At 36.6% G+C, this 22,470-nt stretch carries 19 protein-coding genes and 2 pseudogenes; 16 read left to right on the forward strand and 5 right to left on the reverse strand.

The window, feature by feature from the left end; genetic code table 11:
* Positions 1–6: 6 nt before the first annotated feature.
* From ACZ9AO_RS09295 to ACZ9AO_RS09335, 9 genes are all read left to right on the forward strand, one after another.
* A complete protein-coding gene (locus tag ACZ9AO_RS09295) occupies positions 7–1,173 on the forward strand; it encodes an SIS domain-containing protein (protein WP_476108922.1) in 1,167 nt (388 codons plus the stop codon).
* 328 nt (positions 1,174–1,501) lie between these two features.
* Positions 1,502–2,437, forward strand: a complete 936-nt coding sequence (gene lacC, locus ACZ9AO_RS09300; RefSeq protein ID WP_476108923.1) for a tagatose-6-phosphate kinase — start codon at positions 1,502–1,504, stop codon at positions 2,435–2,437.
* A 13-nt stretch (positions 2,438–2,450) separates the two neighbouring features.
* Positions 2,451–3,437, forward strand: coding sequence for a tagatose-bisphosphate aldolase (lacD, locus tag ACZ9AO_RS09305; RefSeq protein WP_268571809.1), 987 nt, complete (start codon positions 2,451–2,453; stop codon positions 3,435–3,437).
* A 578-nt stretch (positions 3,438–4,015) separates the two neighbouring features.
* The gene (gene agaV, locus ACZ9AO_RS09310) at positions 4,016–4,495 is read left to right on the forward strand and encodes a PTS N-acetylgalactosamine transporter subunit IIB (RefSeq protein ID WP_251542738.1); all 480 of its coding nucleotides are present in this window, start codon (positions 4,016–4,018) and stop codon (positions 4,493–4,495) included.
* A gap of 41 nt (positions 4,496–4,536) precedes the next feature.
* Entirely contained in the window at positions 4,537–5,313 is a 777-nt protein-coding gene (gene agaW / locus ACZ9AO_RS09315; protein ID WP_251542735.1) for a PTS N-acetylgalactosamine transporter subunit IIC, read from the forward strand.
* Positions 5,303–6,118, forward strand: coding sequence for a PTS system mannose/fructose/sorbose family transporter subunit IID (locus ACZ9AO_RS09320; RefSeq protein WP_268571806.1), 816 nt, complete (start codon positions 5,303–5,305; stop codon positions 6,116–6,118). Before agaW ends, ACZ9AO_RS09320 begins: the two co-directional genes overlap by 11 nt.
* Before the next feature lie 45 nt (positions 6,119–6,163).
* Positions 6,164–6,580 (forward strand): PTS sugar transporter subunit IIA, encoded by a 417-nt coding sequence (locus tag ACZ9AO_RS09325; RefSeq protein ID WP_251542730.1) that lies wholly within the window; start codon positions 6,164–6,166, stop codon positions 6,578–6,580.
* Positions 6,581–6,605: 25 nt separating this feature from the next.
* A complete protein-coding gene (gene nagA / locus ACZ9AO_RS09330) occupies positions 6,606–7,754 on the forward strand; it encodes an N-acetylglucosamine-6-phosphate deacetylase (RefSeq protein ID WP_476108924.1) in 1,149 nt (382 codons plus the stop codon).
* A gap of 56 nt (positions 7,755–7,810) precedes the next feature.
* Positions 7,811–11,740 carry a TIM-barrel domain-containing protein gene (locus ACZ9AO_RS09335; RefSeq protein ID WP_476108925.1) on the forward strand — a complete coding sequence of 1,310 codons (3,930 nt, stop codon included), beginning with the start codon at positions 7,811–7,813 and terminating at the stop codon, positions 11,738–11,740.
* A gap of 141 nt (positions 11,741–11,881) precedes the next feature.
* On the opposite strand, the gene ACZ9AO_RS09340 is transcribed toward ACZ9AO_RS09335, so the two are convergent.
* Together ACZ9AO_RS09340 and ACZ9AO_RS09345 are read right to left on the reverse strand one after the other, a co-directional pair.
* A complete protein-coding gene (locus ACZ9AO_RS09340; protein ID WP_476108926.1) occupies positions 11,882–12,043 on the reverse strand; it encodes a hypothetical protein in 162 nt (53 codons plus the stop codon).
* 358 nt (positions 12,044–12,401) lie between these two features.
* Positions 12,402–13,220 carry a histidinol-phosphatase gene (locus tag ACZ9AO_RS09345; protein ID WP_251542721.1) on the reverse strand — a complete coding sequence of 273 codons (819 nt, stop codon included), beginning with the start codon at positions 13,218–13,220 and terminating at the stop codon, positions 12,402–12,404.
* 236 nt (positions 13,221–13,456) lie between these two features.
* Between ACZ9AO_RS09345 and ACZ9AO_RS09350 the strand changes: the two genes are divergently transcribed.
* Positions 13,457–14,092, forward strand: coding sequence for an FMN-dependent NADH-azoreductase (locus ACZ9AO_RS09350; protein ID WP_048686842.1), 636 nt, complete (start codon positions 13,457–13,459; stop codon positions 14,090–14,092).
* Between the two features lie 237 nt (positions 14,093–14,329).
* Here ACZ9AO_RS09350 and ACZ9AO_RS09355 read toward each other — a convergent pair.
* Positions 14,330–14,527 (reverse strand): annotated as a pseudogene (locus ACZ9AO_RS09355) (transposase); the annotation flags it as partial.
* Between the two features lie 614 nt (positions 14,528–15,141).
* On the opposite strand from ACZ9AO_RS09355, the gene ACZ9AO_RS09360 reads away from it, so the two are divergent.
* The 5 genes and pseudogenes from ACZ9AO_RS09360 to ACZ9AO_RS09380 all read left to right on the forward strand — a co-directional run.
* On the forward strand, positions 15,142–15,768 hold the full coding sequence (locus ACZ9AO_RS09360; RefSeq protein WP_476109001.1) for a fumarylacetoacetate hydrolase family protein: 627 nt from the start codon (positions 15,142–15,144) through the stop codon (positions 15,766–15,768).
* A gap of 267 nt (positions 15,769–16,035) precedes the next feature.
* A complete protein-coding gene (locus ACZ9AO_RS09365) occupies positions 16,036–16,464 on the forward strand; it encodes a MarR family winged helix-turn-helix transcriptional regulator (RefSeq protein WP_476108927.1) in 429 nt (142 codons plus the stop codon).
* 601 nt (positions 16,465–17,065) lie between these two features.
* Positions 17,066–18,010 (forward strand): sporulation protein, encoded by a 945-nt coding sequence (locus tag ACZ9AO_RS09370; protein ID WP_476108928.1) that lies wholly within the window; start codon positions 17,066–17,068, stop codon positions 18,008–18,010.
* Between the two features lie 635 nt (positions 18,011–18,645).
* Positions 18,646–18,873: a hypothetical protein gene (locus ACZ9AO_RS09375; RefSeq protein WP_476108929.1), complete on the forward strand. Its 228-nt coding sequence runs from the start codon at positions 18,646–18,648 to the stop codon at positions 18,871–18,873.
* 103 nt (positions 18,874–18,976) lie between these two features.
* Positions 18,977–19,083 (forward strand): annotated as a pseudogene (locus ACZ9AO_RS09380) (GNAT family N-acetyltransferase); the annotation flags it as partial.
* Positions 19,084–19,253: 170 nt separating this feature from the next.
* Here ACZ9AO_RS09380 and fabF read toward each other — a convergent pair.
* Complete coding sequence (fabF, locus tag ACZ9AO_RS09385; protein WP_476108930.1) at positions 19,254–20,489, reverse strand: beta-ketoacyl-ACP synthase II; 1,236 nt, start codon at positions 20,487–20,489, stop codon at positions 19,254–19,256.
* A gap of 121 nt (positions 20,490–20,610) precedes the next feature.
* Here fabF and ACZ9AO_RS09390 point away from each other — a divergent pair, with 121 nt between their 5' ends.
* The gene (locus tag ACZ9AO_RS09390; RefSeq protein WP_476108931.1) at positions 20,611–21,462 is read left to right on the forward strand and encodes a helix-turn-helix transcriptional regulator; all 852 of its coding nucleotides are present in this window, start codon (positions 20,611–20,613) and stop codon (positions 21,460–21,462) included.
* A gap of 268 nt (positions 21,463–21,730) precedes the next feature.
* On the opposite strand, the gene ACZ9AO_RS09395 is transcribed toward ACZ9AO_RS09390, so the two are convergent.
* Positions 21,731–22,438: an SDR family oxidoreductase gene (locus ACZ9AO_RS09395; protein ID WP_476108932.1), complete on the reverse strand. Its 708-nt coding sequence runs from the start codon at positions 22,436–22,438 to the stop codon at positions 21,731–21,733.
* Between the last annotated feature and the right edge of the window lie 32 nt (positions 22,439–22,470).

The raw sequence follows: 22,470 nt of genomic DNA on the forward strand, positions 1-22,470 counted from the left end.
TTGAAGATGTTTACACTTGATAAAGAAAAATTAGTATCGTTAGGTGCATCGATTACAACAGAGGAAATCAAGCAACAACCTGTTTTATGGGATGAAACCTATTCATTATATAGAAAGAAACACGTAGAGATTCAAGCATTTTTGCAAAAACTGGCTGAGCAACATGAACGAATACGTGTCATTTTTACAGGTGCCGGAACTTCTGCCTATGTCGGTGATACTGTCACACCTTATTTAAAAGGAAAAGTGGATGAAAAAAAATGGGAATTGCTGAGTGTTCCGACTACCAATTTGGTGTCAAACCCCTATGAATTTTTAAAAGCAGATTTCCCAACCTTGTTGGTATCATTTGCTCGAAGCGGCAATAGTCCCGAAAGTGTAGCTGCCGTTGAATTAGCAGAACAAATCGTAACGAACTTCTACCAGTTAACGATTACTTGTGCTAATGATGGCGAGTTAGCGAAAAGGGCCAAAGGTGATGAACACAATCTTTTGTTATTGATGCCCGAAAAAGCTAATGATCAAGGCTTTGCCATGACTGGCAGCTACTCATGCATGACACTAACAACATTACTCATTTTTGATCCGCTGCCACTGGAGGAAAAAGGGTCAATTGTCCAGGCGATTCACCAAATGGGTGAAAGTGTTATTCGTAGAGAAGAGGATATCCAAAAAATTATCGACCGTGATTTTGACCGGATCATTTATCTGGGCTCAGGAAGTTTAGAAGGCTTAGCGAGAGAATCGCAGTTAAAGGTATTAGAGCTAACAGCGGGTAAAATTGTTACAGCATTTGATTCGCCATTGGGATTCCGACACGGGCCTAAATCATTTGTCAATGAAAAAACGTTGGTTTTTGTTTTTGTTTCCAATCACCCTTATACACGTCAATATGATTTGGATATGTTAAGTGAATTGCAGCGTGATAACATTGCCAACTACATTTGTGCCATTGAAGTCGATGGCAAATCCAGATTTATTGGGAACACGTTTTTATTTGGCAGGGATGCTCAATCCGTACCGGATGTTTACCTGGCATTACCCTTTGTCATGGTTGGGCAAACTGTCTCACTGCTAGCTTCCGTAAAAGTCGGTAATACACCTGACACACCTTCACCGACAGGAACGGTTAACCGTGTGGTGAAGGGCGTAACCCTTTACGAATATAAGTAAAGGAAGGTATTTGAACGCTTTGTAATGAAGGGGAAACAAGCATATCAATATGTATTTTGCAGATTTGGTTTTTTCTTGAGGATAAGGTGGTAGCTCCTGTTTTAAGCCGATATTTATTAAGAGAAAAGACCCAATGTCGGCAATGAGGTAATGCCACTGCGGCAAAACCTTTTATATGGCATGTACTGCACTTGCTAGGAGTTTTCAGTTCGATAACGATTGTGGAAAATTGCTTAGGCTGACTTTATCGAGTTTAATCCTGAGCTTGATTTAATCATGGCTTACATGGATGGTCAAGCCTAAACAATAACCAGAAAGAGTGATTACGATGATCTTAGCCGTAACAATGAATCCATCTGTCGATATTTCTTATCCGGTTGATCGATTCAAGTTTGATGATGTCAACCGGGTGGAAACGGTACGAAAAACGGCTGGTGGAAAAGGCTTGAATGTTGCCCGAGTGATTTCACAAATGGAAGACGAGGTCTTGGCGACAGGTGTGTTAGGCGGAACGATTGGTGATTACATTGTTCAGGAATTAAATGAAAGTAATATTCCCAATGACTTTTTGAGAATCGAAAAAGAATCAAGAAATTGTATAGCCATTCTTCATGAGGGAATGCAAACAGAGATTTTAGAATCTGGACCGACGTTATCCAAAGAAGAAGGGACAGCTTTTTTAGAGAAATTCGAATGCCTGCTTACAACAGCTTCCCTTGTTACGATTTCAGGTAGTTTACCGAAAGGGTTACCAACTCACTTTTATCGTAAAATGGTTGAAATCAGTTGTAATAAGGAAAAGCCCGTAATTGTTGATTCGTCAGGGGAAGAGTTAAAACAAGTCTTGAAACATGAGAAAAAACCGTTTGCCATCAAGCCGAATATTGCGGAATTGTCTCAGCTGTTGGGCTTCGAAGCTGAAGCTGGAAACATCGATATGAAACAAACGTTAAACCATGAGATTTTTAAGGGGATTGAGTGGATTGTCGTGTCCATGGGTGATAAAGGTGCCTTTGTCAGGCATGGGGATGATTATTATCAGGTTACGATTCCAAAAATAGATGTGGTCAATCCTGTAGGATCCGGAGATGCGACCGTTGCTGGGTTAGCTGTGGCACTGAACCGAAATCAAACGGTGGAGTCTGTACTGAAAACGGCTATGACCACAGGAATGTTGAATGCAATGGAAGCCGTAACTGGTTTTGTAAATATAAGAAAATTAAAAAAGTACTATGATTGCGTAAAAGTTAAAAAAATAGATTGATAGGAGAATGCCAATGTTAGATCTCACCAAAAATAAATTAGAAGCTCTTAAACGTTTATCGGATGAAAATGGCGTGATTGGAGCATTAGCCATCGATCAACGTGGCTCTTTGAAAAAAATGATTGCGTCTGGCGATGCAAATCTAGTGGGAGATGATGGTATCATCCGTTTCAAAGAATTGGTTTCTGAGGAATTAACACCGTTTGCAACTGCTATACTTTTGGACCCAGAATATGGGCTGCCGGCAGCAAAGGTCCGCGACAAGAACGCAGGTTTATTAGTGGCCTATGAAAAAACCGGTTACGATGCCTCAGAAGTGGGCAGGTTGCCTGATTTATTACCGGAATGTTCAGTAAAACGTTTGAAGGAAGCCGGTGCTGATGCTATCAAATTCTTACTTTATTATGATGTAGATGAAGAAGAGAAAATTAATAACTATAAGCATGTCTATATGGAACGTGTTGGATCCGAGTGTGCGGCTGAGGATCTTCCATTTTTCTTGGAAATTGTCACTTATGATGCGGAAAATAATGATGTAAAAAGTAAAGAGTACGCAAAAGTGAAACCGAATAAAGTGATCAGGGCCATGAAGGAGTTCTCCAAACCTCAATATCAAGTTGATGTGTTGAAAGTTGAAGTTCCGATAGATATGAACTTTGTGGAAGGTTATGCAGAAGGCGAAGCTGTTTATAGTAAAGAACAAGCTGCCTTTCTTTTCAAAGAACAGAGTGAAGCAACAGAACTGCCGTTTATCTTCTTGAGTGCAGGTGTAAGTGCAAAACTATTCCAAGAAACATTGAAGTTTGCCAGAGAATCCGGTTCTACCTTTAACGGTGTGTTATGTGGCCGGGCAACATGGAAAGATGGTGTGGCATCATTTGCTATTAGTGGAGAACAAGCAGGCCGTGCCTGGTTACAAGATACAGGTAAAAGAAATATTGAAGAACTGAATGTAGTATTGAAAGAGACAGCCAGTTCCTGGTTTGAGAAAGTAAAATAAGGATTCAATATAAGCGCCGTGTCTTTTAATGAAAACAGGAACTAGAGGTAAAAAAGTGATTCATCAACTGAGTCAATAATTAATGAATAAAGCGGTTGTCACTCAATTAATTGAAGGAAAGATTCAATGCCTTCAATCAAATCCTGTCGCTCCTGCTATAGTTTAACGAAGTTGAAGCAGCCAGGGGGCTTACCCTGAAATCCCTGAGTTACTCGAGGAAAAATGATTGAACATGCGTGTGCTCAGGGATCATGAAAGATAATTTTGATGTGAAGAAATTTATTAATGTAAATTGTGAAGTATATGGCCACTCGTCCTTTTACTAAATATATCTACAGAATCCGGGGTCTGCAACCCAGTATTTCCATGAGTTCATTGACTGCCTTTCTTTCATTTGCATTGCAAACGCTTTCAATTGTTAAGGAATATTATTGGTAATGATGAGCGTTTAGTCGATTCTATAACAGGAAGTATTGAGGCAATTTTCTCCTTTAACTCTTAAAATTCGTACTTTGAAGCCAATTGGAATTCAAATCTTAAAATGTCGTAAAATCTCATTTATGAAAGGAAGAATTTTTATGTCAGCTCCAAATATTTTATTAACCAGAATCGATAATCGTTTAATACATGGTCAAGTGGGGGTTACATGGGTCAACCATTTGGGGGCAAACTTAATTGTCGTTGCAAATGACAAGGTATCCACAGATGAAATTCAACAAAATTTAATGGATATGGTATTGCCTGATGTTATTCAATCACGCTATTTTTCCTTACAAAAAACGATTGACGTCATTCATAAAGCGTCTTCTCGTCAAAAAATATTCTTAGTTGTAAAAGATGTGCATGATGCATTGGCGCTAAAGGAAGGCGGAGTGCAAATTGAGCAGTTGAATATTGGAAATATGCATTATGAAGAAGGGAAAAAACAGATTTCATCTACTGTATCTGTTGATGAAAAAGATATCGCTGCATTTAAACGTCTGGGAGAACTAGGCGTGAAGTTAGATTTAAGAAGAGTACCAAGCGAAAAGGGACTAAATATATTAGATTTATTTTAAAAGAATAGCGGATTAAAGTGAATTTTAGGGGGGGATAACTTATGTTAGTCGAAGCATTATTAATTGCTTTATGGGCTGGGATTATCGGTGTCGATCTATTTAATGGATTAACCCATATTCACCGTCCGGTAGTTACGGGACTTGTAGTAGGTCTAATTTTAGGGGACGTTCAGACTGGTTTAATAGTTGGAGGAACTTTGGAGTTAATATGGATGGGTATGGTGCCGCTTGCTGGTGCACAACCACCGAACGTTGTTATTGGGGGAGTGATTGGAACAGCATTTGGTATTATTGCTGGTCAGGACCCAAAAGTTGCAGTTGGGGTGGCAATACCGTTTGCTGTAGCAGTACAAGGGTTAATTACCTTGTTTTTCACAGTATTTGCACCAATGATGCACAAAGCCGATCAATATGCACTAGAAGCAAATTATAAAGGGATTGAACGAATAAATTATTTAGGCTTGTTCATTCTGTTTACATTTTATGCAGTTATAGCGTTTTTACCCATTTTCTTTGGAGCGGAAAAAGCATCAGGATTTGTTGAAACAGTACCACAATGGATTATTGGCGGATTGTCCATAGCCGGAGGGATTATGCCAGCCATTGGATTTGCGATGTTATTGAAAATTATGATGAAAGTCGAATATATCATGTTCTTTATTATAGGATTTGTCGCAGCAGCTTATTTAGAAATGCCAATTTTGGCAATCGCATTAATTGGTTTGGCAATCGCCTTGTATGATTTTTACCAAAACAAAGAAAAACAAGGTCCAGATAAATATCAGCCTAGTGAGGAGGAAATCACCGATGGCATCTAATCACTATGAAGATGTAACTGAAGCTCCGGATTTACAACAGAAGCAATTACGAATCTTAGTATGGCGCTCTTTACTATTACAAGCATCTTTTAACTATGAACGTATGCAATCGGCCGGATGGCTTTACTCCATTTTACCAGGTCTAAGGCATATCCATAAAAATAAAAAAGATTTAAGTAAATCAATGAAAGACCATATGGAATTCTTTAATACGCATCCGTTTTTAGTAACATTTATTATGGGTGTGATTTTAGCAATGGAACAAAAGAAAGAAGATAGAGAGGCTATTCGTGGTATTCGTGTTGCTATGATGGGTCCTCTTGGTGGTATAGGGGATGCATTGTTTTATCTTACTTTATTACCGATTACAGCTGGAATTGGTGCTTCATTAGCGGTAGAGGGGAACCCCCTTGGACCAATCGTATTCTTAATATCATTTAATATTATTCACTTTGGTGTCCGGTTCGGATTAATGAACTATGGATATAAAACAGGTGTTAAAGCAATTGTGAAACTAAAAAATGGTACAAAATTCGTTTCCCGCGCTGCATCAATTGTTGGTTTGACAGTAGTTGGTGGTTTAATTGCCACTTATGTCGCATTTAAAGTTGAATATGTTTGGAAATCTGGAGACGCAAAATTAAATATCCAAACAGATGTATTAGATATGATCATGCCAGCAATGCTGCCGTTAGTATATACGATACTAATGTACTGGTTACTTAAAAAGGGGCGTTCTCCTTTAATGTTGATTGGCCTAACCGTTGTAGTCGGTTTAATAGGATCTTACTTTAATATTTTATAATCTTAATATCTTAACACTAAAAACTGATAAGAGAGGATGAGATAAATGATTGGAATTGTGCTGACAGGACATGGTTCTTTTCCAAATGGAATATTTGAATCGGTTCAGTTAATTGCTGGAGAAATAAAGCAAGTAGAGGTTATTCCATTTGAAGTAGATGTAACGATATTTGAGCAGGTTGTCAAAAAAGCTATTGATAAGGTGGAAACAGGAGCAGGAGTGGCATGTTTTACAGATTTGGCGGGTGGAACTCCATTTAATGTGTGCTCTAGGATAGCTTCAGGTAAAGATAATATTCGAGTGGTAGCCGGAACAAACTTACCTATGTTGTTGAGCGGAATATTTCATCGGGAACTCAGTCTTGATGCATTTATCGATAAGATGATAAAAGATGGTAAAGAAAATATTAAGGAATTTAAAAAAATACAGCAACAAACAGAAGAAGATGTAGCTGGAATATAAGCGTAAAAAAGGAAGCGGATTCAAGGTGGAATATTATATTAAAGCAGAGAGATATTTAATGGAGAATGAAGAAAAACAAGGTGGATATTTACTAGTGAGTAATGGATTATTTGGTGGATTTTCAGAGACGGTTCCCTTAGGTTCCGATGTTATCGATTGGAGTGGACATATAATTGCCCCGGGTTTATTTGACACCCATATTCATGGGATTAAGGGGTATGACATAATGGACGGAACTGCGGAAGCAGTTCATGAAATTTCGAAAGCGATTTTACAACTTGGTGTTACGCGTTTTTTACCAACAACATTGACATCGTCTAAAACAGATTTGAATCAAGCTATTGTAGCGATTACAGAAGCGGTCAGACAAGGACTAGCTGGCGCACAATCAGAAGGGATTTTTCTGGAAGGCCCCTACTTTTCTGAACAACATAAAGGAGCCCAAAATTCTATTTATTTTCGGAATCCAGATTATGAGGAATTTCAAGAAATAAAGAGACTTTCAGAAGGAACCATTGTAAAAATTGCCCTGGCACCTGAACGAGAAAACACGTTGGAGTTTATTAATAATGTAAGTAAAGACGGTGTATTTGTATGCATAGCACATACGGACGCAAGTCATGATTGCTGTAAGAGGGCCATTAATGCGGGTGCCCAAAACTTTGTCCATTTATTTAACGGGATGTCAGGGTTACATCATCGTGACCCAGGTGTGGTAGGTGCTGCATTAACGAATCCTAACACTTTTGCTGAATTAATTTGTGATGGTTTTCATGTACATCCAGACATTGCTACATTGGCGTTACGTGTTAAAGGGGACAAGCTGGTACTAATTACGGACTGTATGCGCGCAGGGTTAATGCCTGATGGAGAATATCAACTAGGTGAATTCACTGTTGTAATGAAAGATGGCATGGCTCGAACAGAAACAGGATCCTTAGCTGGCAGCACTTTGAAACTAATAGATGGAGTGAAAAATTTAAAAAGTTGGAGCAGTGAGCAGCTATATAAAATATGGCACAGTGCTTCATTATCACCAGCAGCAAGCATAGGAAAAGATATGGAATTCGGTAGCATATCAAGTGGGAAAATAGCTGATTACGTAGTCCTGAATGAGCAGTTAGATGTTCTAGCCACTGCTGTTGATGGTGTAGTCAAGTATAGAAGAGGTTGAAATGAAGAAGACAAAAAAATAAGAGAATCATTAATTTGTAAGGGAGGTATATTTTGTTGAAAAGAAAAATGAAGATTGCTAATCTTGAAAAATTTGCAAGCTTGTTTTTATTAGTCTTCTTATGTTTAATAATAGTTCCTTTAACTGGTAAAGCCTCGGACGATAAAATCTTAAATAATTCGGCTGTTGCTAATGAAACGTATAAGAAAATTGGCCTGGTAACGAAAATCCTAAAAGACGGAAATGATGTTTATCTTGATTTTTCAACAGGTGAAAATATAAAAATTAGTTTCCTTAAGGACAACCTATTTAGATTGCACTTGGACCCAGCAGGAGATTTTCCAGAATATCCGACTCCAAATAAACCTGATCACGTCACAAAAATAATTGAAAAAAGTGTGAGCGATTACAATAAAGAATACGGAAAAATAAATGTAAAGGTTAATAAAAGCGATGCCAATTTTTATAAGATTTCTACAAAATCTGTAGAGTTAAGAATTGAAATTGCTACTTCAAAGATGAGCTTATATGATAAAACAAAATCCCAAGTTCTTTGGAGTGAAAAAGAGCCGCTTAAATATAATGATGAAAAAACATTGCAAACTCTTGATACAAAAGAGAATGAATATTTTTATGGTGGCGGACAACAGAATGGATACTATTCCCATAAAAATACTTCAATAAATATTGCGATTGGTGGCGGTTGGGATGCAGGTGCTGCTTCTAGTCCGGTTCCATTTTATTTAAGTACTGAAGGATATGGTGTAATGCGTAATACGTTTAAGCCAGGAGCTTATAATTTTTCTAAGACGGCCACCTTTTCTCATAATGAAAAAAGATTTGATGCTTATTATTTTGTCGAAGATTCAATTCCAGAGATCATTGGTGAATATACTGAATTAACCGGTAAAGCTGCTCTAATGCCGAAATATGGGTTTTATTTAGGGAAGGCAGATTGCTTTAACGGAACTCATAATGGTCATAAGGACCAAAGAACACTATTAAATAATGGACTAAATAATTTAAATGAATATGGCAGTAATGATATGCCTTTAGGTTGGTTTTTACCAAATGATGGGTATGGTTGCGGTTATGGAGGATTAGATAATTTAAAGAGTTTTGTCAAAGAGGCTAATGCGAAAGATGTTGAAGTAGGTTTATGGACACAAAGTAATCTATATCCAGATCCCGGATTACCAGAAGATAGCCCTTTACGCAGAGACCTTGACGGAGAAGTCCAAGCTGGTGTAAGAGCAATAAAGACTGATGTTGCATGGGTTGGACAAGGTTATTCAATGGCTTTAAATGCAACTCGTCAAGCAGCGGAAGGAATACAAAAAGCAGAAAACTCTCAAGGAGCACGTCCTTTCGTCATTTCACTTGATGGATGGGCAGGTACGCAACGTTATGCATCATTATGGTCTGGTGACCAATATGGAGGAGATTGGGAATATATTAGGATGCATATCCCAACTTACATTGGAGCAGGCTTATCAGGTAATCCGAATGTCGGTTCAGATATGGATGGTATATTTGGCGGAGATAAAGTCATTCAGACACGAGATTACCAATGGAAGGCATTCACTCCTATTCAAATAGATATGGATGGATGGGCATCATCAGGTGACGATTATAGCAAATGGAAAAATCCTTGGAATTATGGAGAACCATATGCATCCATTAATAGAATGTATCTAAAATTGAAAGCTCAAATGATGCCGTATATCTATACGATTGCAGAAGAATCAACATCAAAATCAATGCCCATGATTAGAGGGATGATGTTAGAATACCCTGATGATCCATATACGTATGGTACAGAAACACAATATCAATATATGTGGGGACCTAATTTATTAGTGGCACCAGTATATAATGAAAATGATCATAGAGCTGGTGTAAGAAACGGAATTTACCTTCCAGATGAAAATCAAATTTGGATCGATTATTTTACAGGTGATCAGTATAAGGGTGGGTCAGTCATCAATAATTTTAGTGCTCCATTATGGAAGACCCCTGTGTTTGTTAAGACTGGTGCTATTATTCCCATGTCACCTGAAAACAATTCTATTAATCAATTGGATGGCTCTGATAATAGAATATTTGACGTGTACCCATCTGGTAAATCAAAATTTACATTATATGAAGATGATGGGAAAACCAATGAATATAAAAAGGATAAAAACACTAGAACCAATATCACTTCAGATGTTAAAGGTGAAAGAGTTGTTATAACTGTTGGGAAGGCAAAAGGAAAAGGATATACTGGCATAGTCAGGAATAAAGGTACAGAATTCATTGTAAATACACGTAAAAATCCAAAGAAAATATCTGTTAAAGTTGGAGGTAAAGATGTTGTATTAAGAAAAGTCACAACTGAAGAAGAATACAAAAGTTCTGATAATGTATATTTCTTTAATGAAAATCCATCCTTTAACAAATATTCTACAAAGGGTTCAGAATTTGAAAAAACGGAGATTACTACATCACCTAAACTCTATGTTAAGGTTGGGAAAACTAATGTTTCAGCAAATACCATTAAATTAATAGTAGATGGTTTCAATAATACCGAAGTTAAGGATGTAGTGGATGAAGCAGTACCAAATGTTCCAACAGACCTGGGAGCAAAAGATGAAAATATTACGGATAAAAGTATCAAATTAAATTGGGATGAAGTTGATGGTAACAATACTTATGATTTATTGATTAATGGTGTAATCTATACAAATGTATTTAAGGCAACCGATAGTGAACAAGTACCTTTCTATGTTCATTCAGGTTTAACAGCTGATACAGAATATTCTTACAGAGTTAGAGCAGCAAATTCAAAGGGAGTATCAAATTGGAGTGATGAAGTTAAAGCTAGAACAAAGCTTGATCGATATCGAAACGTACCTAAGAATATGACAGCAAAAGTAAGTAGTGAACAACCGGGCAGTGAAGGGTCAAAAGCTGTGGATGGTGACGATAATACTTTATGGCATACTGAATGGTCTGATGGAAATGTATTGCCTCATACCTATGAAATTGATATGAAGTTAGCTTACCAATTAGATAAGCTAGAGTATCTTCCAAGACCTGATGCTGGAAATGGAACCATCTTAAAATATAATTTAGATGTCAGTTTAGATGGTAAAACGTACAAAAATATTATCACTAATGGAACGTTCGAAAGAAATAAAGATGTTAAAACCATTTCCTTTAACGATAATGTGACAGCTAGATACATCAAGTTGACAATTACTGATGCTGTAGGAAAATTTGGTTCTGCTCAAGAATTTAGACCATATAAAAAAGATAAAACAGTTGGAACGGTTGTGGGTGAAAATATACCAAATGGTGCAATTGATGATGAAGATCTACTATTCTTTGCTAGCTACATGGGTGTTGATACAACAGATACAGCATGGAATCAGGTATCGAAGGTTGATATTAATTACAATGGGGTAATTGATGCTTATGATTTAATGTATGTAGCAGGACAGCTAGGAAAAACACCACTTATACCAACTGGTAGGCCAATTGCTGGTTTACTGGATATTAGACCTAATAAACAACAGTTAAAGGCAGGAGAAGAATTTTTAGTGGAAATAATTGGAAAGGAATTGAAGGATATCAATGCCTTTAATTTAGAGCTGAAGTTAGATCCGAATAAGTATGAATTGGTTAAAGAATGTCCACCAGAAGGTACATGTGATTCAAGTATTGTTCAACCAACCAATGTAACTAAGGATATGTTAAATTACTCTATACTTGCAGGTATAGGAAATACAGAGCAGCGGATTATGGCGGCATTTTCCCATAAAGGATCTCAACAAACATTAGAGGGTAAAAATACATTAGCCACCATAAGGCTCAAGGCTAAAAAAGATATTGATTTTGATATGCCAATAACAAGGTCCTTGCTGGTTAATACAGCTTTTGACTCCATTGATAAAATTGGAGAAGTGTTAATTCCAGGAGTAGAACCAGGTGAGATAGACTAACCTGAAGAGCAAAAGGAATATCATTAACAGGAATTATCATGAACGGAAAGGGAGCTTGAATTTAATAAAAGGAAAGCACATATTATACGTGACCAATATGTGCTCTTCTTTTTTAAAATTTATTCAATAAGGAAGTATAAATTAAAGATACCCATTTAATACTGTGCCAAAAAGATCGAATTCAGGATCTTTTGACTGGGTTTTTGGAGGGGCTTCGGATCGCCCTGTTGAAGAATTGATACCACCTTCAACTGACCCTACAATGGTTTCGTCATTCTCTTTATGCAATGGGTTATCAATCATCCCAAAATCAACTCCTTTTTATAAGATAAACGAATGGTTAGTTATTAATTCCCTAAATACTTTTATTTTATGCAAAAAATAGGTCGATGACTGGAATTCATTGAAATGAACGGGGAAAAACTTGTAAGCAATCGTGATAATTTTTATGACAGAATGCATAATGATTATTTTATGCCCATAAAAAAAAATGGTACCGATTTATTGATCAGTTGAGGGATGTAACAGGATTCAGTAGCGACCCCTGTACACGAATTAATTTTTGGACTTCGGCCTTCTTAGTAGCAAAAGGATTGAAAAAGTTCATTCCACATGGTTACAGGAAGCTCTAATGATCGGACCTGTTCTAATGACTGAAAGATCAAAGTGGAGTGAGAATCCTTTCCTTTTTAACAAAGTAAGCCCACTCAGAAAAGCCGATCTCCTTTAGTCTTTTTTTAACTAGTTCAAATTCATCGCCAATACGTTCAGGTGTATGCGAATCTGATCCAAAGGTTACCTTCACATCATAGAAAAGAGCTCGTTCTAAAATGTCATCTGCTGGATACCACCCACCACAATCTTTCGTTTTACCAGAGGTATTAATCTCAATGGCGATATCTTCTGAACTAATGATTTTTAGCGTTTTTTCAATACTGTCTGTCTCAATGGAAGAAAAGGCTGGATAAAAACCTTTCATTGCATCAATATGGCCTAAGATTTGGAACACTCCGCTTTTAGCCGATTTCTGTATTAATTCATAATATTCATCCTTTACTTTTGACTGTTCTTTAGAGGTTAAGCCATTCCAACGCCCTCTTTTAAAAATGCTAATATCCTGAACATAATGAACAGATCCAATTATGTAGTCAAAAGGGTGTAAAAGATATTGATCACGGTAGACTTCAATGTGATCAGGGTAGAAATCACTTTCCATTCCTAATAATACGTGAATTTTGCCTGCATATTTCTCTTTTAAGCGAAGTATCTCCTCAATATAAGGGACAAGTTCACTTTTTGCCATTGCAATAGTTGGGTAGAGATGGTCGTCCTCACTATAAAAATATGGAGAATGATCAGAAATCCCAATATAATGCAATCCGTATTCGATGGCTTGCTTTACATAATCCTCAATTGTGCCGATAGCATGTCCACAGCGTTCATGGTGAGTGTGGAGATCAAATTTTATTGAATTCGTCATTTTCTTAGTCCTCCTAAAGTGAACCAGATTGTCTTATTTTATCATATCCAAAATTCATATCCTTTCTCACAAATTGAAAGAAGATTTATACCTTACTACCCTCGAAAACGAATTTCTATCTTACGGATTTTATACCTATCAATTAAAAATATTTTAGTTCGAGTAAGTGTATAAAAGTTGAATTCCCTAGACAAACTAGAATGTTCAAATATGTATAAAGAAAGGGAAGATACTGAATGACAAAGGTATTGTATATCACGGCTCATCCTCATGATGACAAACAATCTTACAGTATGGCCGTTGGAAAAGCATTTCTTGACACTTATAAAGAAGTAAATCCTAGCCATGAAATTGTGAATATTGACCTTTATAAAGAAAATATTCCTGAAATTGATGTGGATGTTTTCAGTGGTTGGGGGAAACTTCAATCTGGAAAGGGTTTTGAAGAACTCTCGTCGGAAGAGAAAGCAAAAGTTAGTCGACTTTCAGAGTTATGTGAGCAATTTATAGCGGCCGATAAATATATATTTGTAACGCCTTTATGGAATTTCTCGTTTCCGCCAGTAATGAAGGCATATATTGATTCCGTTGCTGTTGCAGGTAAATCATTTAAATACACCGAACAAGGCCCAGTTGGTCTTTTAACTGATAAGAAAGCCTTGCATATTCAAGCTCGTGGTGGTATTTATTCAGAAGGACCGGCAGCTGAACTGGAAATGGGTCACCGATATCTAAATATCATTATGCAATTCTTCGGAGTGCCTTCCTTTGAAGGTTTATTCGTTGAAGGACATGCAGCAATGCCTGATAAAGCACAAGAAATTAAAGAAAATGCTATAGCACGTTCAAAAGATTTAGCTTCTACTTTTTAAATCAAAGAGCCAACAATTTATGTTGGCTCAGTTTGTCGACAAAAGGGGTTCGGAATTAAAAAATTCTGAACCCCTTTTGAAATTCCCTCTGAATTTCTCCTAAAGTTAAAGAGATTGGGGCTCTACGAACCCACTATGTTAGGCCATTTTTGGTCCTCGCCATGTCCAATTGGCCTTCTTCTTTAAATTAATGGCAGCGAAAGTAAGCCATATTTGTTTCAACTATGGTTTCCATTAGAAAGTCAGTTTAATTAAAATAACTGGATCAATACTTGGGCCTCCTACCTCTGAATACATATCTTTCACCAAGTCATAAATGAAAGGGAAGTCAATGGTAGCCTCCATTTTACGAACCAAATGGTTCGGTGGCACCAGTTGATCTAAAGAAATCATTTCAAGTTGATCTCGCTGAATAGAATCATGTTTAGAAAGCATCCTCATCACCTCAGGTTTTAATACTTCTATATTTAAAACAAAAATGACTCTAGGTAAAAGTGTTCTATCTAAAAGGTAAGACAAAGTTGATGGAACGGAAGGTACGAGACTCCTGCGGGAAAAGCGCGTCTAGGGGAGACCCCGCAGGCGAAAGCCGAGGAGGCTCCCCGACCGCCCGCGGAAAGCGAGTGCCTGCAGTGGAAATCAACGTCCGTATTTGTACAAGCCATAAAAATAGACAAACTCGATTTTCATCGAGTTTGTCTATAGTTTGAGCCAACAATTTATGTTGGCTCTTTTTTTTCAAAATAAAAAATAATTATGTGGATGTATTCTTCTTCACCAATCATAGCGCATTAAGACTTCGTATTTTATCCGCAAGTTAAAATCCAGACCGACCTAACGTTGTTCCAACATGGAATTATATTAATCATTGTATAAAAAGTCAGAAAAATATAAAATATACTTAAATCGGATGGCTTTTTCTTATTTCTTGGAACAATCCCGTAATTATAATTTTGATCCTATTTACAATTGTCATGAGTAGGGAATTTCCAAATTGTTTTACTATCATTTAAATATTTATTTCTTAAAAGAAAAGAGTGGGTTTTATGATGAAAGACATTAAAAATATCTATTGTGTTGGTCGAAACTATGTCTTGCATGCAAAAGAATTGAATAATGAAATACCAACTTCCCCTTTTTTATTTTCAAAACCGACTCATTCGCTCGTGGAAGCAAACGGTCAGTCAATTACGTTGCCGAGTAATCAGGGGTCCGTTCACTTTGAAACTGAACTTGTCATACATATCGCAAAACAGTTCGAATCAGGAATGAAAGTAGATGAAATAGTAGATTCCATGGCCATTGGGTTGGATCTGACACTTAGAGATGTTCAATCACAGTTAAAACAAAAACAGCATCCTTGGCTTTTGGCTAAAGGATTCAAAAATTCGGCAGTTGTTAGTGATTTTATTCCATTTCCAGGTGTTGAAGCATGTGAACAATTGGATTTTTCCCTTTTAAAAAATGGAGAGCGTGTACAAGTCGGGAATATTAAAGACTTACTTTTTGATTTGCAAACCATTATAGAATTTACAGCAGAGCATTTTGGGCTTGGAAAAGGGGATATAATATTTACCGGTACTCCAAGTGGCGTCGGTCCTCTTTCAGATCGAGACCAGCTTTCACTTAACTGGGGTGGAAATGAAAAAGGGTCCTGTTCAGTTACAATGCGTTAAAGAAAAAAGCAGTCATTTTGACTGCTTTTTTTATGGATTAGCTCAATTTTAGACAAAAAGAAGAAACTCGTCTAAAATGAGAAGAACCATATAACTTACATGGAAACGGCCAATATGGCACGCACTTTTTTAAATAAGTTTTACCATTAAATTCTGGCTTTGGTAAAGTTATTTTTTATGGAGTATTTTAGAACAATTTATATGCCTTAAGATAATCAATTAAAGTGTCAAATTTTATTATATAGGATAGAACAGGGTGGTATGTGCATGAAAAACAACCAAGAAAAGAAGTATTTAGATAATTGGCTCTCGATTACAAATATTCAAATGAGCATTACGAATGAGCTGGAAAGTGCTTTGCAAAAAAATCATAACCTTTCATTGAAAGAGTTTTACGTTCTTTACTTTTTATCCAAAACAAGCGAAAAACAATTGAGGCTACAACAATTACAAGAGATGGTAGGATTAAGTCAAAGTGCTATATCCAGGCTGGTAGTCAGGCTTGAAGCAAAAAGCTGCGGCGTATTACAAAGGCAAATATGCGAAGATGATCGAAGAGGTATTTACACACGTTTAACTACATTAGGTGAAGAAAAACTACAAATTTCTTTAAATACTGTTCATGAAATTCTGAAATCAGCTTTTTCAAAAGGAAACCTTCAAGAGGAATTGCAATCCTTAATCGAGAAATTATAATATGGTTCTTATATCCCTTAAGTAACGTGAAGTCGGTTATTTCTATATATTTTAGATAGGAATATACCTTTAGCCCAGTAAGGTAATTATGACCGTATGTGTTGAGAAAGAGAGAAGTGTTTATCCGAAGTTGAATGTAAGCGCATGCATTTAAGAGGGGTAGAATAGGTTTGTTTTACCATCGAGGATAAATTAGATGAATGGCTAAAAATGTTACGGGAAATGGATATATCATAAAAAAGATATCTTCTTATTTTTAGAGTACTTTCAAAAATGTCAGGACGAAGAATTGTTAGCTCCTGGCATTCTTTTTTTTGAGCGAAAATTGAACTCTCTTTTTTATATTATCACTGGATTTCCCCCTGAATTAACAATAATTAATGTTAATAATCCATCAATAGCAACATTAAAGATGACGAACTCCATTATCAAAGGAAGATCACTAACTGCGGCAAATTATTTGAAACTATTTTCATTTTTTGACGTAATACTATCAGGGATTAGAGATCTCATAAAATACAAATGGATTTCTTGTTCTTTCTAAATACGCCCCATTTTACATATAAATTCTAATAGAGGTTTGACGAAGGGAAGAGGACGTATGTTAAAAAAACTCTTAGCAAGCTTAGGAAAAGGAGCTGCAACTGTAGATTTACAATGTGACAATCATAATTATCAAGCGGGAGAAAGCATTCAAGGGCAGCTAGTCATTCAAGGCGGTGAGGTGGAACAGAAAATCAATCAAGTGACTGTCCGGTTGATGATGAATGTGGTATTAAAACAAGGAAGCGTTACTAAGGAAGTCGCACATATACCATTAGTTAATCGAGATTGTATTCAGCCCAAAGAACGTAAGGTGATTCCTTTTCATTACGTCCTACCTACGAATATACCTATTTCAAGGGGAACTGTCTCATACTATCTGGATACACATCTTGATATTGAGGGAGGGGTCGACCGCAAAGATGTAGACCGGCTAGTCATCCAATCGGAGAAATCGATCACATCCATTTTTAATGCGATGGCTCAATTAGGTTTTCGCGAGACAGCAGACTCAGGTAAACTCGATCAATATGGACAGGAATTTGCGTTCTTTCCCACTCAACAATTCATGGGACAAGTAAATGAAGTTGAAATGCGGTTTGCCAATGAAGAATCAGGTATCAGGGTCTGGATGGAAGTTGACTGTAAAAGCGGCTACAAGGAAATTGAAGCAAAACGTGAGTTTCATTTAAATCAAAAAGTTCTTGAGCAAGAAGACGATCTTCATAAGCTACTTGGAAAGTATATATCGGAGGCAATTGAACAGCCTTATGCTTTTACACAGCCGTTCTCCTATTCCACAAACCATCCTCATGGTCGCTCTTCCCAAATGGGAAACGTTATACCTGGAATGGTTGGTGGGTTAGCAGTGGGTGTTTTAGGGACTATGTTATTCACTGAGATGATGGAAGGTTTTGATATAGAGGAAATGTTTGAAGAAGCAACAGAGGATTTTGATGGCGGATTTGATTCATTTTTTGATAATGGGGATGGGGAATCCTAAAAATAATTAGAGAATAAAAAAGTGCCACTAATCAGTGCGTGGGTAAGAATTGGTAGACAAGCGTTACTTACTTTGATCAGTAAGTAACGCTTGTTTTATTTTATAAGAAGCCTGGTAGAGGACATTTAACAGTGCAACTTACTTCTTTTTGCATATGCTCTGATTTTCCCCTAATCCTCCTATATTTAGACAAGTTTTATCATCAGTCTGAAATCTCCATTCTCTTTCCCAGAACAACTAAAAACGAAATATCTCTATCTGTTGTTAATTGGATTAGGTGAAGTTGATCTAGAAGCTAATCATTTTATGTGGATAATATGAATCAAGAAAAGAAAAAACATGTAGGTAAACTAATTCCTCCTAAATTAATGATTGATTTTTACTATATAAATTCAATCAAAACATAAGGGTTTTCTGGTTATATCCTTTTGGGGAAATTATTATTATCTGAAAAATGAAGTAGGGAAGGAGAGAAAATATGAATGCTGCACTATGATAACCACAAATTTAATGGAATTGACATGCTTTCATCTTCTGAAAGTAGCCCTTTGTTTTTTGAGTTGGCATAAAAAAATGAATAAACAATCATTTAAAGCCAATTCTATATACAAGAATGATAAAAAGGAGATTACATCGTGGAGCCATATGAAATAAAAAATATGATTATTGATGACGAGTTTGATGGTGAAGAATCGGTTACAGCCGATATTACTCACAATGAAAAAGATTATAGCATTACTTTTAAAAAAGAAGATCTTGAAATAATTAATGCATGGGTTTTTGAGGATGGTTCATCTCTTCCAGCAAATTTATCAGGTACTATCATTGAATCGATAAGGGAAGATATTAAAAAGAGAATCTAGTCATTTGTACTAGATCTTTTTTTTGGTCATTTTCTTAATCGAGAAAAATTTAGACCTTGATTATATTGATGATAAAAAGATAATGAAGAATTATTGCTTATGGTGCAATACCAATAAGAGTGGAATAAGGCTTACATAACTAATATGTTTACTTCAGTAAACTATCGTGGACAAGGAATCTTAACTGTTTTGTTAACTAAATTAGTCGATGTAGCTAATAGGTATTTGAAAAATATGGCTTTATGAACAAGAAAAAGCCCTTAATCGAAGAAAAAGGGCTTTTTCGTAGTTAATTTCCAATAAGACCCAATACGATCAATAACTAAAGGTACTATTGAGGACTTTAATTATAATTGAAAAGAATACGAGTGAAAGTTAATTCACTCGTATTTTTTTAAAACGATAGCTGCATTATGACCTCCAAAACCAAATGAATTGGATAGCCCAGTACTTATTTCCACTTTACGAGCAACACCTGGTACATAATCTAAATCACATAATGAATCAGGCTTTTCTAAGTTGATGGTTGGAGGAATAATTCCTTCCTTTAAACTTTTTGCCAAAGCGATTGCTTCCACGCCTCCAGCTGCTCCTAACATGTGACCTAGCATAGATTTATTAGCTGTTATTGGGATTTGATAAGCTTTTGATTCAAATAGCTTTTTAATCGCCAGTGTCTCAGATCGATCTCCCACTTCTGTACTTGTTGCATGAGCGCTAATAACATCAATCTCTTCTGGAGATATATTTGCGTTTTTCAAAGCCATTTTCATTGCAAGGTAGGCTCCTTTGCCTTCTGGGTGTGTAGCTACCATATGATAGGCATCAGAACTTGCACCATACCCAATGACTTCAGCATAAATCTTTGCATCTCTGCGTAAAGCGTGAGATAAAGATTCCAAGATTAAAATTCCTGCTCCTTCTGACATGACAAATCCATCTCGATTTACATCAAAAGGACGGCTAGCTTTAGCTGGATTATCGTTTCTCGTTGATAATGCTGTAGCATTACCAAAACTAGCTAAAGATAAATCTGTAATAGCTGCCTCTGCTCCTCCAGCAAAAACGGCATCAGCTTCTCCAAAGCGAATAAGCCTGAATGCTTCACCAATAGCGGTATTTCCGATTGCACAAGCAGAAACAGGTGACATAGTAGGTCCCATTGCGTTCCATTTGATACTAATTTGGGCTGCGGCAGCATTAGAAATCATGGCTGGTACCAGGGTTGGACTGACTCTTCTTGGACCTTTCTCTCGAAGAGTATCCACATTTTCAATCAATGTTTCAATTCCTCCTATCCCCGAACCAACATATACGCCAAGTCTTTCTAGATTGATATCATCAATTTCTAATTTAGAATCAGTCCAAGCTTGTTCAGCCGCAGCCAAAGCAAATTGAGAAAAGCGATCTAGACGTCGGGCTTCATTTTTTCCTAAAGTATCATCTGCATTAAAATCACGAATAATTCCTGCAATTTTTGCTTTATGGTTGCTTACGTCAAATGTATCAATATAGGAAATGCCTGATTTACCTTCAGTCAGATTTCTCCAAAATTTTTCTACGTTGTTTCCAATAGGAGAGACTACTCCCATTCCGGTAATAACGACTCTTTCCATTTTTCTTCACCCCAAATGAATAGTATACTTGTATTATACTTCGGGATTATCCTATTACAAGTGAGCGTTTATCCTGGTATAATAACTACCCAGTTAAATTGTTATGATGGAGGATTTAGAAATGAATGATAAAACCAGACTTGAAGCTTTGTCTACATTTTTGAAAACGAAGCGATCCCAAATTACGCCTGAATCTATAGGTATACCTGCTGGTACACGGAGAAGAACACCTGGCTTACGAAGAGAAGAAGTTGCACATTTGGCGGGAGTTAGTACTACTTGGTATACGTGGCTAGAGCAAGGTCGGGATATAAAGGTCTCTACAAGCGTATTGGATTGCATATCTACAGCTCTGCAATTAAATAATGATGAACGAGAGTATCTATATGATTTAGCTTTAGAAATGAAATCATCCATTATTCATCGAAAGAAGGATCAGCCAAAACTTAGTCCTTCTTTGGAAAGAATTTTAGCGGAGTTAACGTATTGCCCTACTATCATTACAGATCGACATTGTCAAATTGTAGGCTGGAACAATGCTGCCGCTCACGTATTTCTAGATTTTGAACAACTCCCTGATGACCAACGAAATTTGATCCATCTATTATTTACAAGAAAAGAACTAAAAACATTAGCTGTGAATTGGGAGCATTTTGTTAAAGGATTTCTTTCCATTTTTCGTGCCTATTATGGTCACTACTTAGGTGATGAGTGGTATAACCTATTTATTAAAGAAATGAGTGATTCTCACCCGGAATTTCAATCTTTATGGCAAGAAAGTCAAGTGAGTAAAGCTCCAGAAATGATGATTGAATTTAGACATGCCAAAGCCGGAAAGATGCTGTTTAATTTAACTTCTCTCCAAGTCCAGGGGGACATGGACTTAAGATGCAGTATCTATACACCAGTAGAGGGAACAGCTACGGAAGATAAATTAAAAACGATTAATGAAATCTCCATTGAAAGTTCATAAACCAGCATATCTACAGTCTTTGAATTAATACTCGCAAAATACTTCAACTAAGGTGCTTTACTTCAATAAGGCAGGTTGCTGAGGCAGCCTTTTTTCTTATGGAACTGACTGACGGTGCATTTTAGTTTAGGTATATTTCTTCACCAAGTTATAGAAAAATCCGGTTATCCTAGTTAGGCAAAGGAAAACCGGATTTTTTCTTTAATTGGTTCTAAAGCAATAACAATTGCAAAGCTGTAACACCAAATAATTTGCTTATGAAGTATTGCTACCAATCGATTCGTTTTCCATCTTTGAAGAATCCCCCGTTAGGTCCTTCAGCTCCAGTAGTAGCTAACCAAAGGATAGATTCAGCAGCTTGTTCGGGAGTTCTTGGAGCAGATGGTCCCCCCATATCTGTACTTACCCATCCCGGGTCGACCGCATTTATTTTGATATCAAATTTGATTTCTGCAGCTATCAATTGTGTCAATCCATTCAGGGCAAATTTAGACATTTTATATGCGCCTACTCCTGGATATGACATTTCGCTCATTGCCCCATATTCTGAGGAAACATTTATGATTCTCCCATAGCCTTGTTTTTCCATGAGGGGAATAAAGGAACGGATCATATGGTAAACTCCAAAGAAATTGGTTGCCATTGTTTTCTCTAAAATTGATGGATCCATATTCAATAATTGTTTATTCTCATCCAGATACACGCCAGCATTATTGATCAATACGTCTAATCTTCCATACTTCTCATTTATTGCTACCGCAGCTTGACGGATGCTTTCTTGATTATTGACATCTATCGACACAAACGAAACGTCCAGATTTGACTCCCTAAGTTGTTGTATCGCTTTATGACCCATCTCTGGATCCCGACTTGCCAAAATAACCTTAAAACCTATCAAAGCTAATTGTTTGACCAATTCATATCCAATTCCTCTATTTCCGCCAGTGACAAGAGCAACTTTGATATCCTTTGACATGTTAATTCCTCCATTTTTCGGATAATAATTTT

Source organism: Peribacillus sp. TE19612, assembly GCF_056279465.1.

Coding starts and splice junctions, on each gene's coding strand:
- ACZ9AO_RS09325 (WP_251542730.1), top strand. CDS start 6,164: ATGATTGGAATTGTGCTGACAGGACATGGTTCTTTTCCAAATGGAATA.
- ACZ9AO_RS09340 (WP_476108926.1), bottom strand. CDS start 12,043: ATGATTGATAACCCATTGCATAAAGAGAATGACGAAACCATTGTAGGG.
- ACZ9AO_RS09295 (WP_476108922.1), top strand. CDS start 7: ATGTTTACACTTGATAAAGAAAAATTAGTATCGTTAGGTGCATCGATT.
- lacD (WP_268571809.1), top strand. CDS start 2,451: ATGTTAGATCTCACCAAAAATAAATTAGAAGCTCTTAAACGTTTATCG.
- agaV (WP_251542738.1), top strand. CDS start 4,016: ATGTCAGCTCCAAATATTTTATTAACCAGAATCGATAATCGTTTAATA.
- ACZ9AO_RS09345 (WP_251542721.1), bottom strand. CDS start 13,220: ATGACGAATTCAATAAAATTTGATCTCCACACTCACCATGAACGCTGT.
- ACZ9AO_RS09395 (WP_476108932.1), bottom strand. CDS start 22,438: ATGTCAAAGGATATCAAAGTTGCTCTTGTCACTGGCGGAAATAGAGGA.
- fabF (WP_476108930.1), bottom strand. CDS start 20,489: ATGGAAAGAGTCGTTATTACCGGAATGGGAGTAGTCTCTCCTATTGGA.
- ACZ9AO_RS09365 (WP_476108927.1), top strand. CDS start 16,036: ATGAAAAACAACCAAGAAAAGAAGTATTTAGATAATTGGCTCTCGATT.
- lacC (WP_476108923.1), top strand. CDS start 1,502: ATGATCTTAGCCGTAACAATGAATCCATCTGTCGATATTTCTTATCCG.
- ACZ9AO_RS09390 (WP_476108931.1), top strand. CDS start 20,611: ATGAATGATAAAACCAGACTTGAAGCTTTGTCTACATTTTTGAAAACG.
- ACZ9AO_RS09320 (WP_268571806.1), top strand. CDS start 5,303: ATGGCATCTAATCACTATGAAGATGTAACTGAAGCTCCGGATTTACAA.
- ACZ9AO_RS09350 (WP_048686842.1), top strand. CDS start 13,457: ATGACAAAGGTATTGTATATCACGGCTCATCCTCATGATGACAAACAA.
- ACZ9AO_RS09360 (WP_476109001.1), top strand. CDS start 15,142: ATGAAAGACATTAAAAATATCTATTGTGTTGGTCGAAACTATGTCTTG.
- agaW (WP_251542735.1), top strand. CDS start 4,537: ATGTTAGTCGAAGCATTATTAATTGCTTTATGGGCTGGGATTATCGGT.
- ACZ9AO_RS09370 (WP_476108928.1), top strand. CDS start 17,066: ATGTTAAAAAAACTCTTAGCAAGCTTAGGAAAAGGAGCTGCAACTGTA.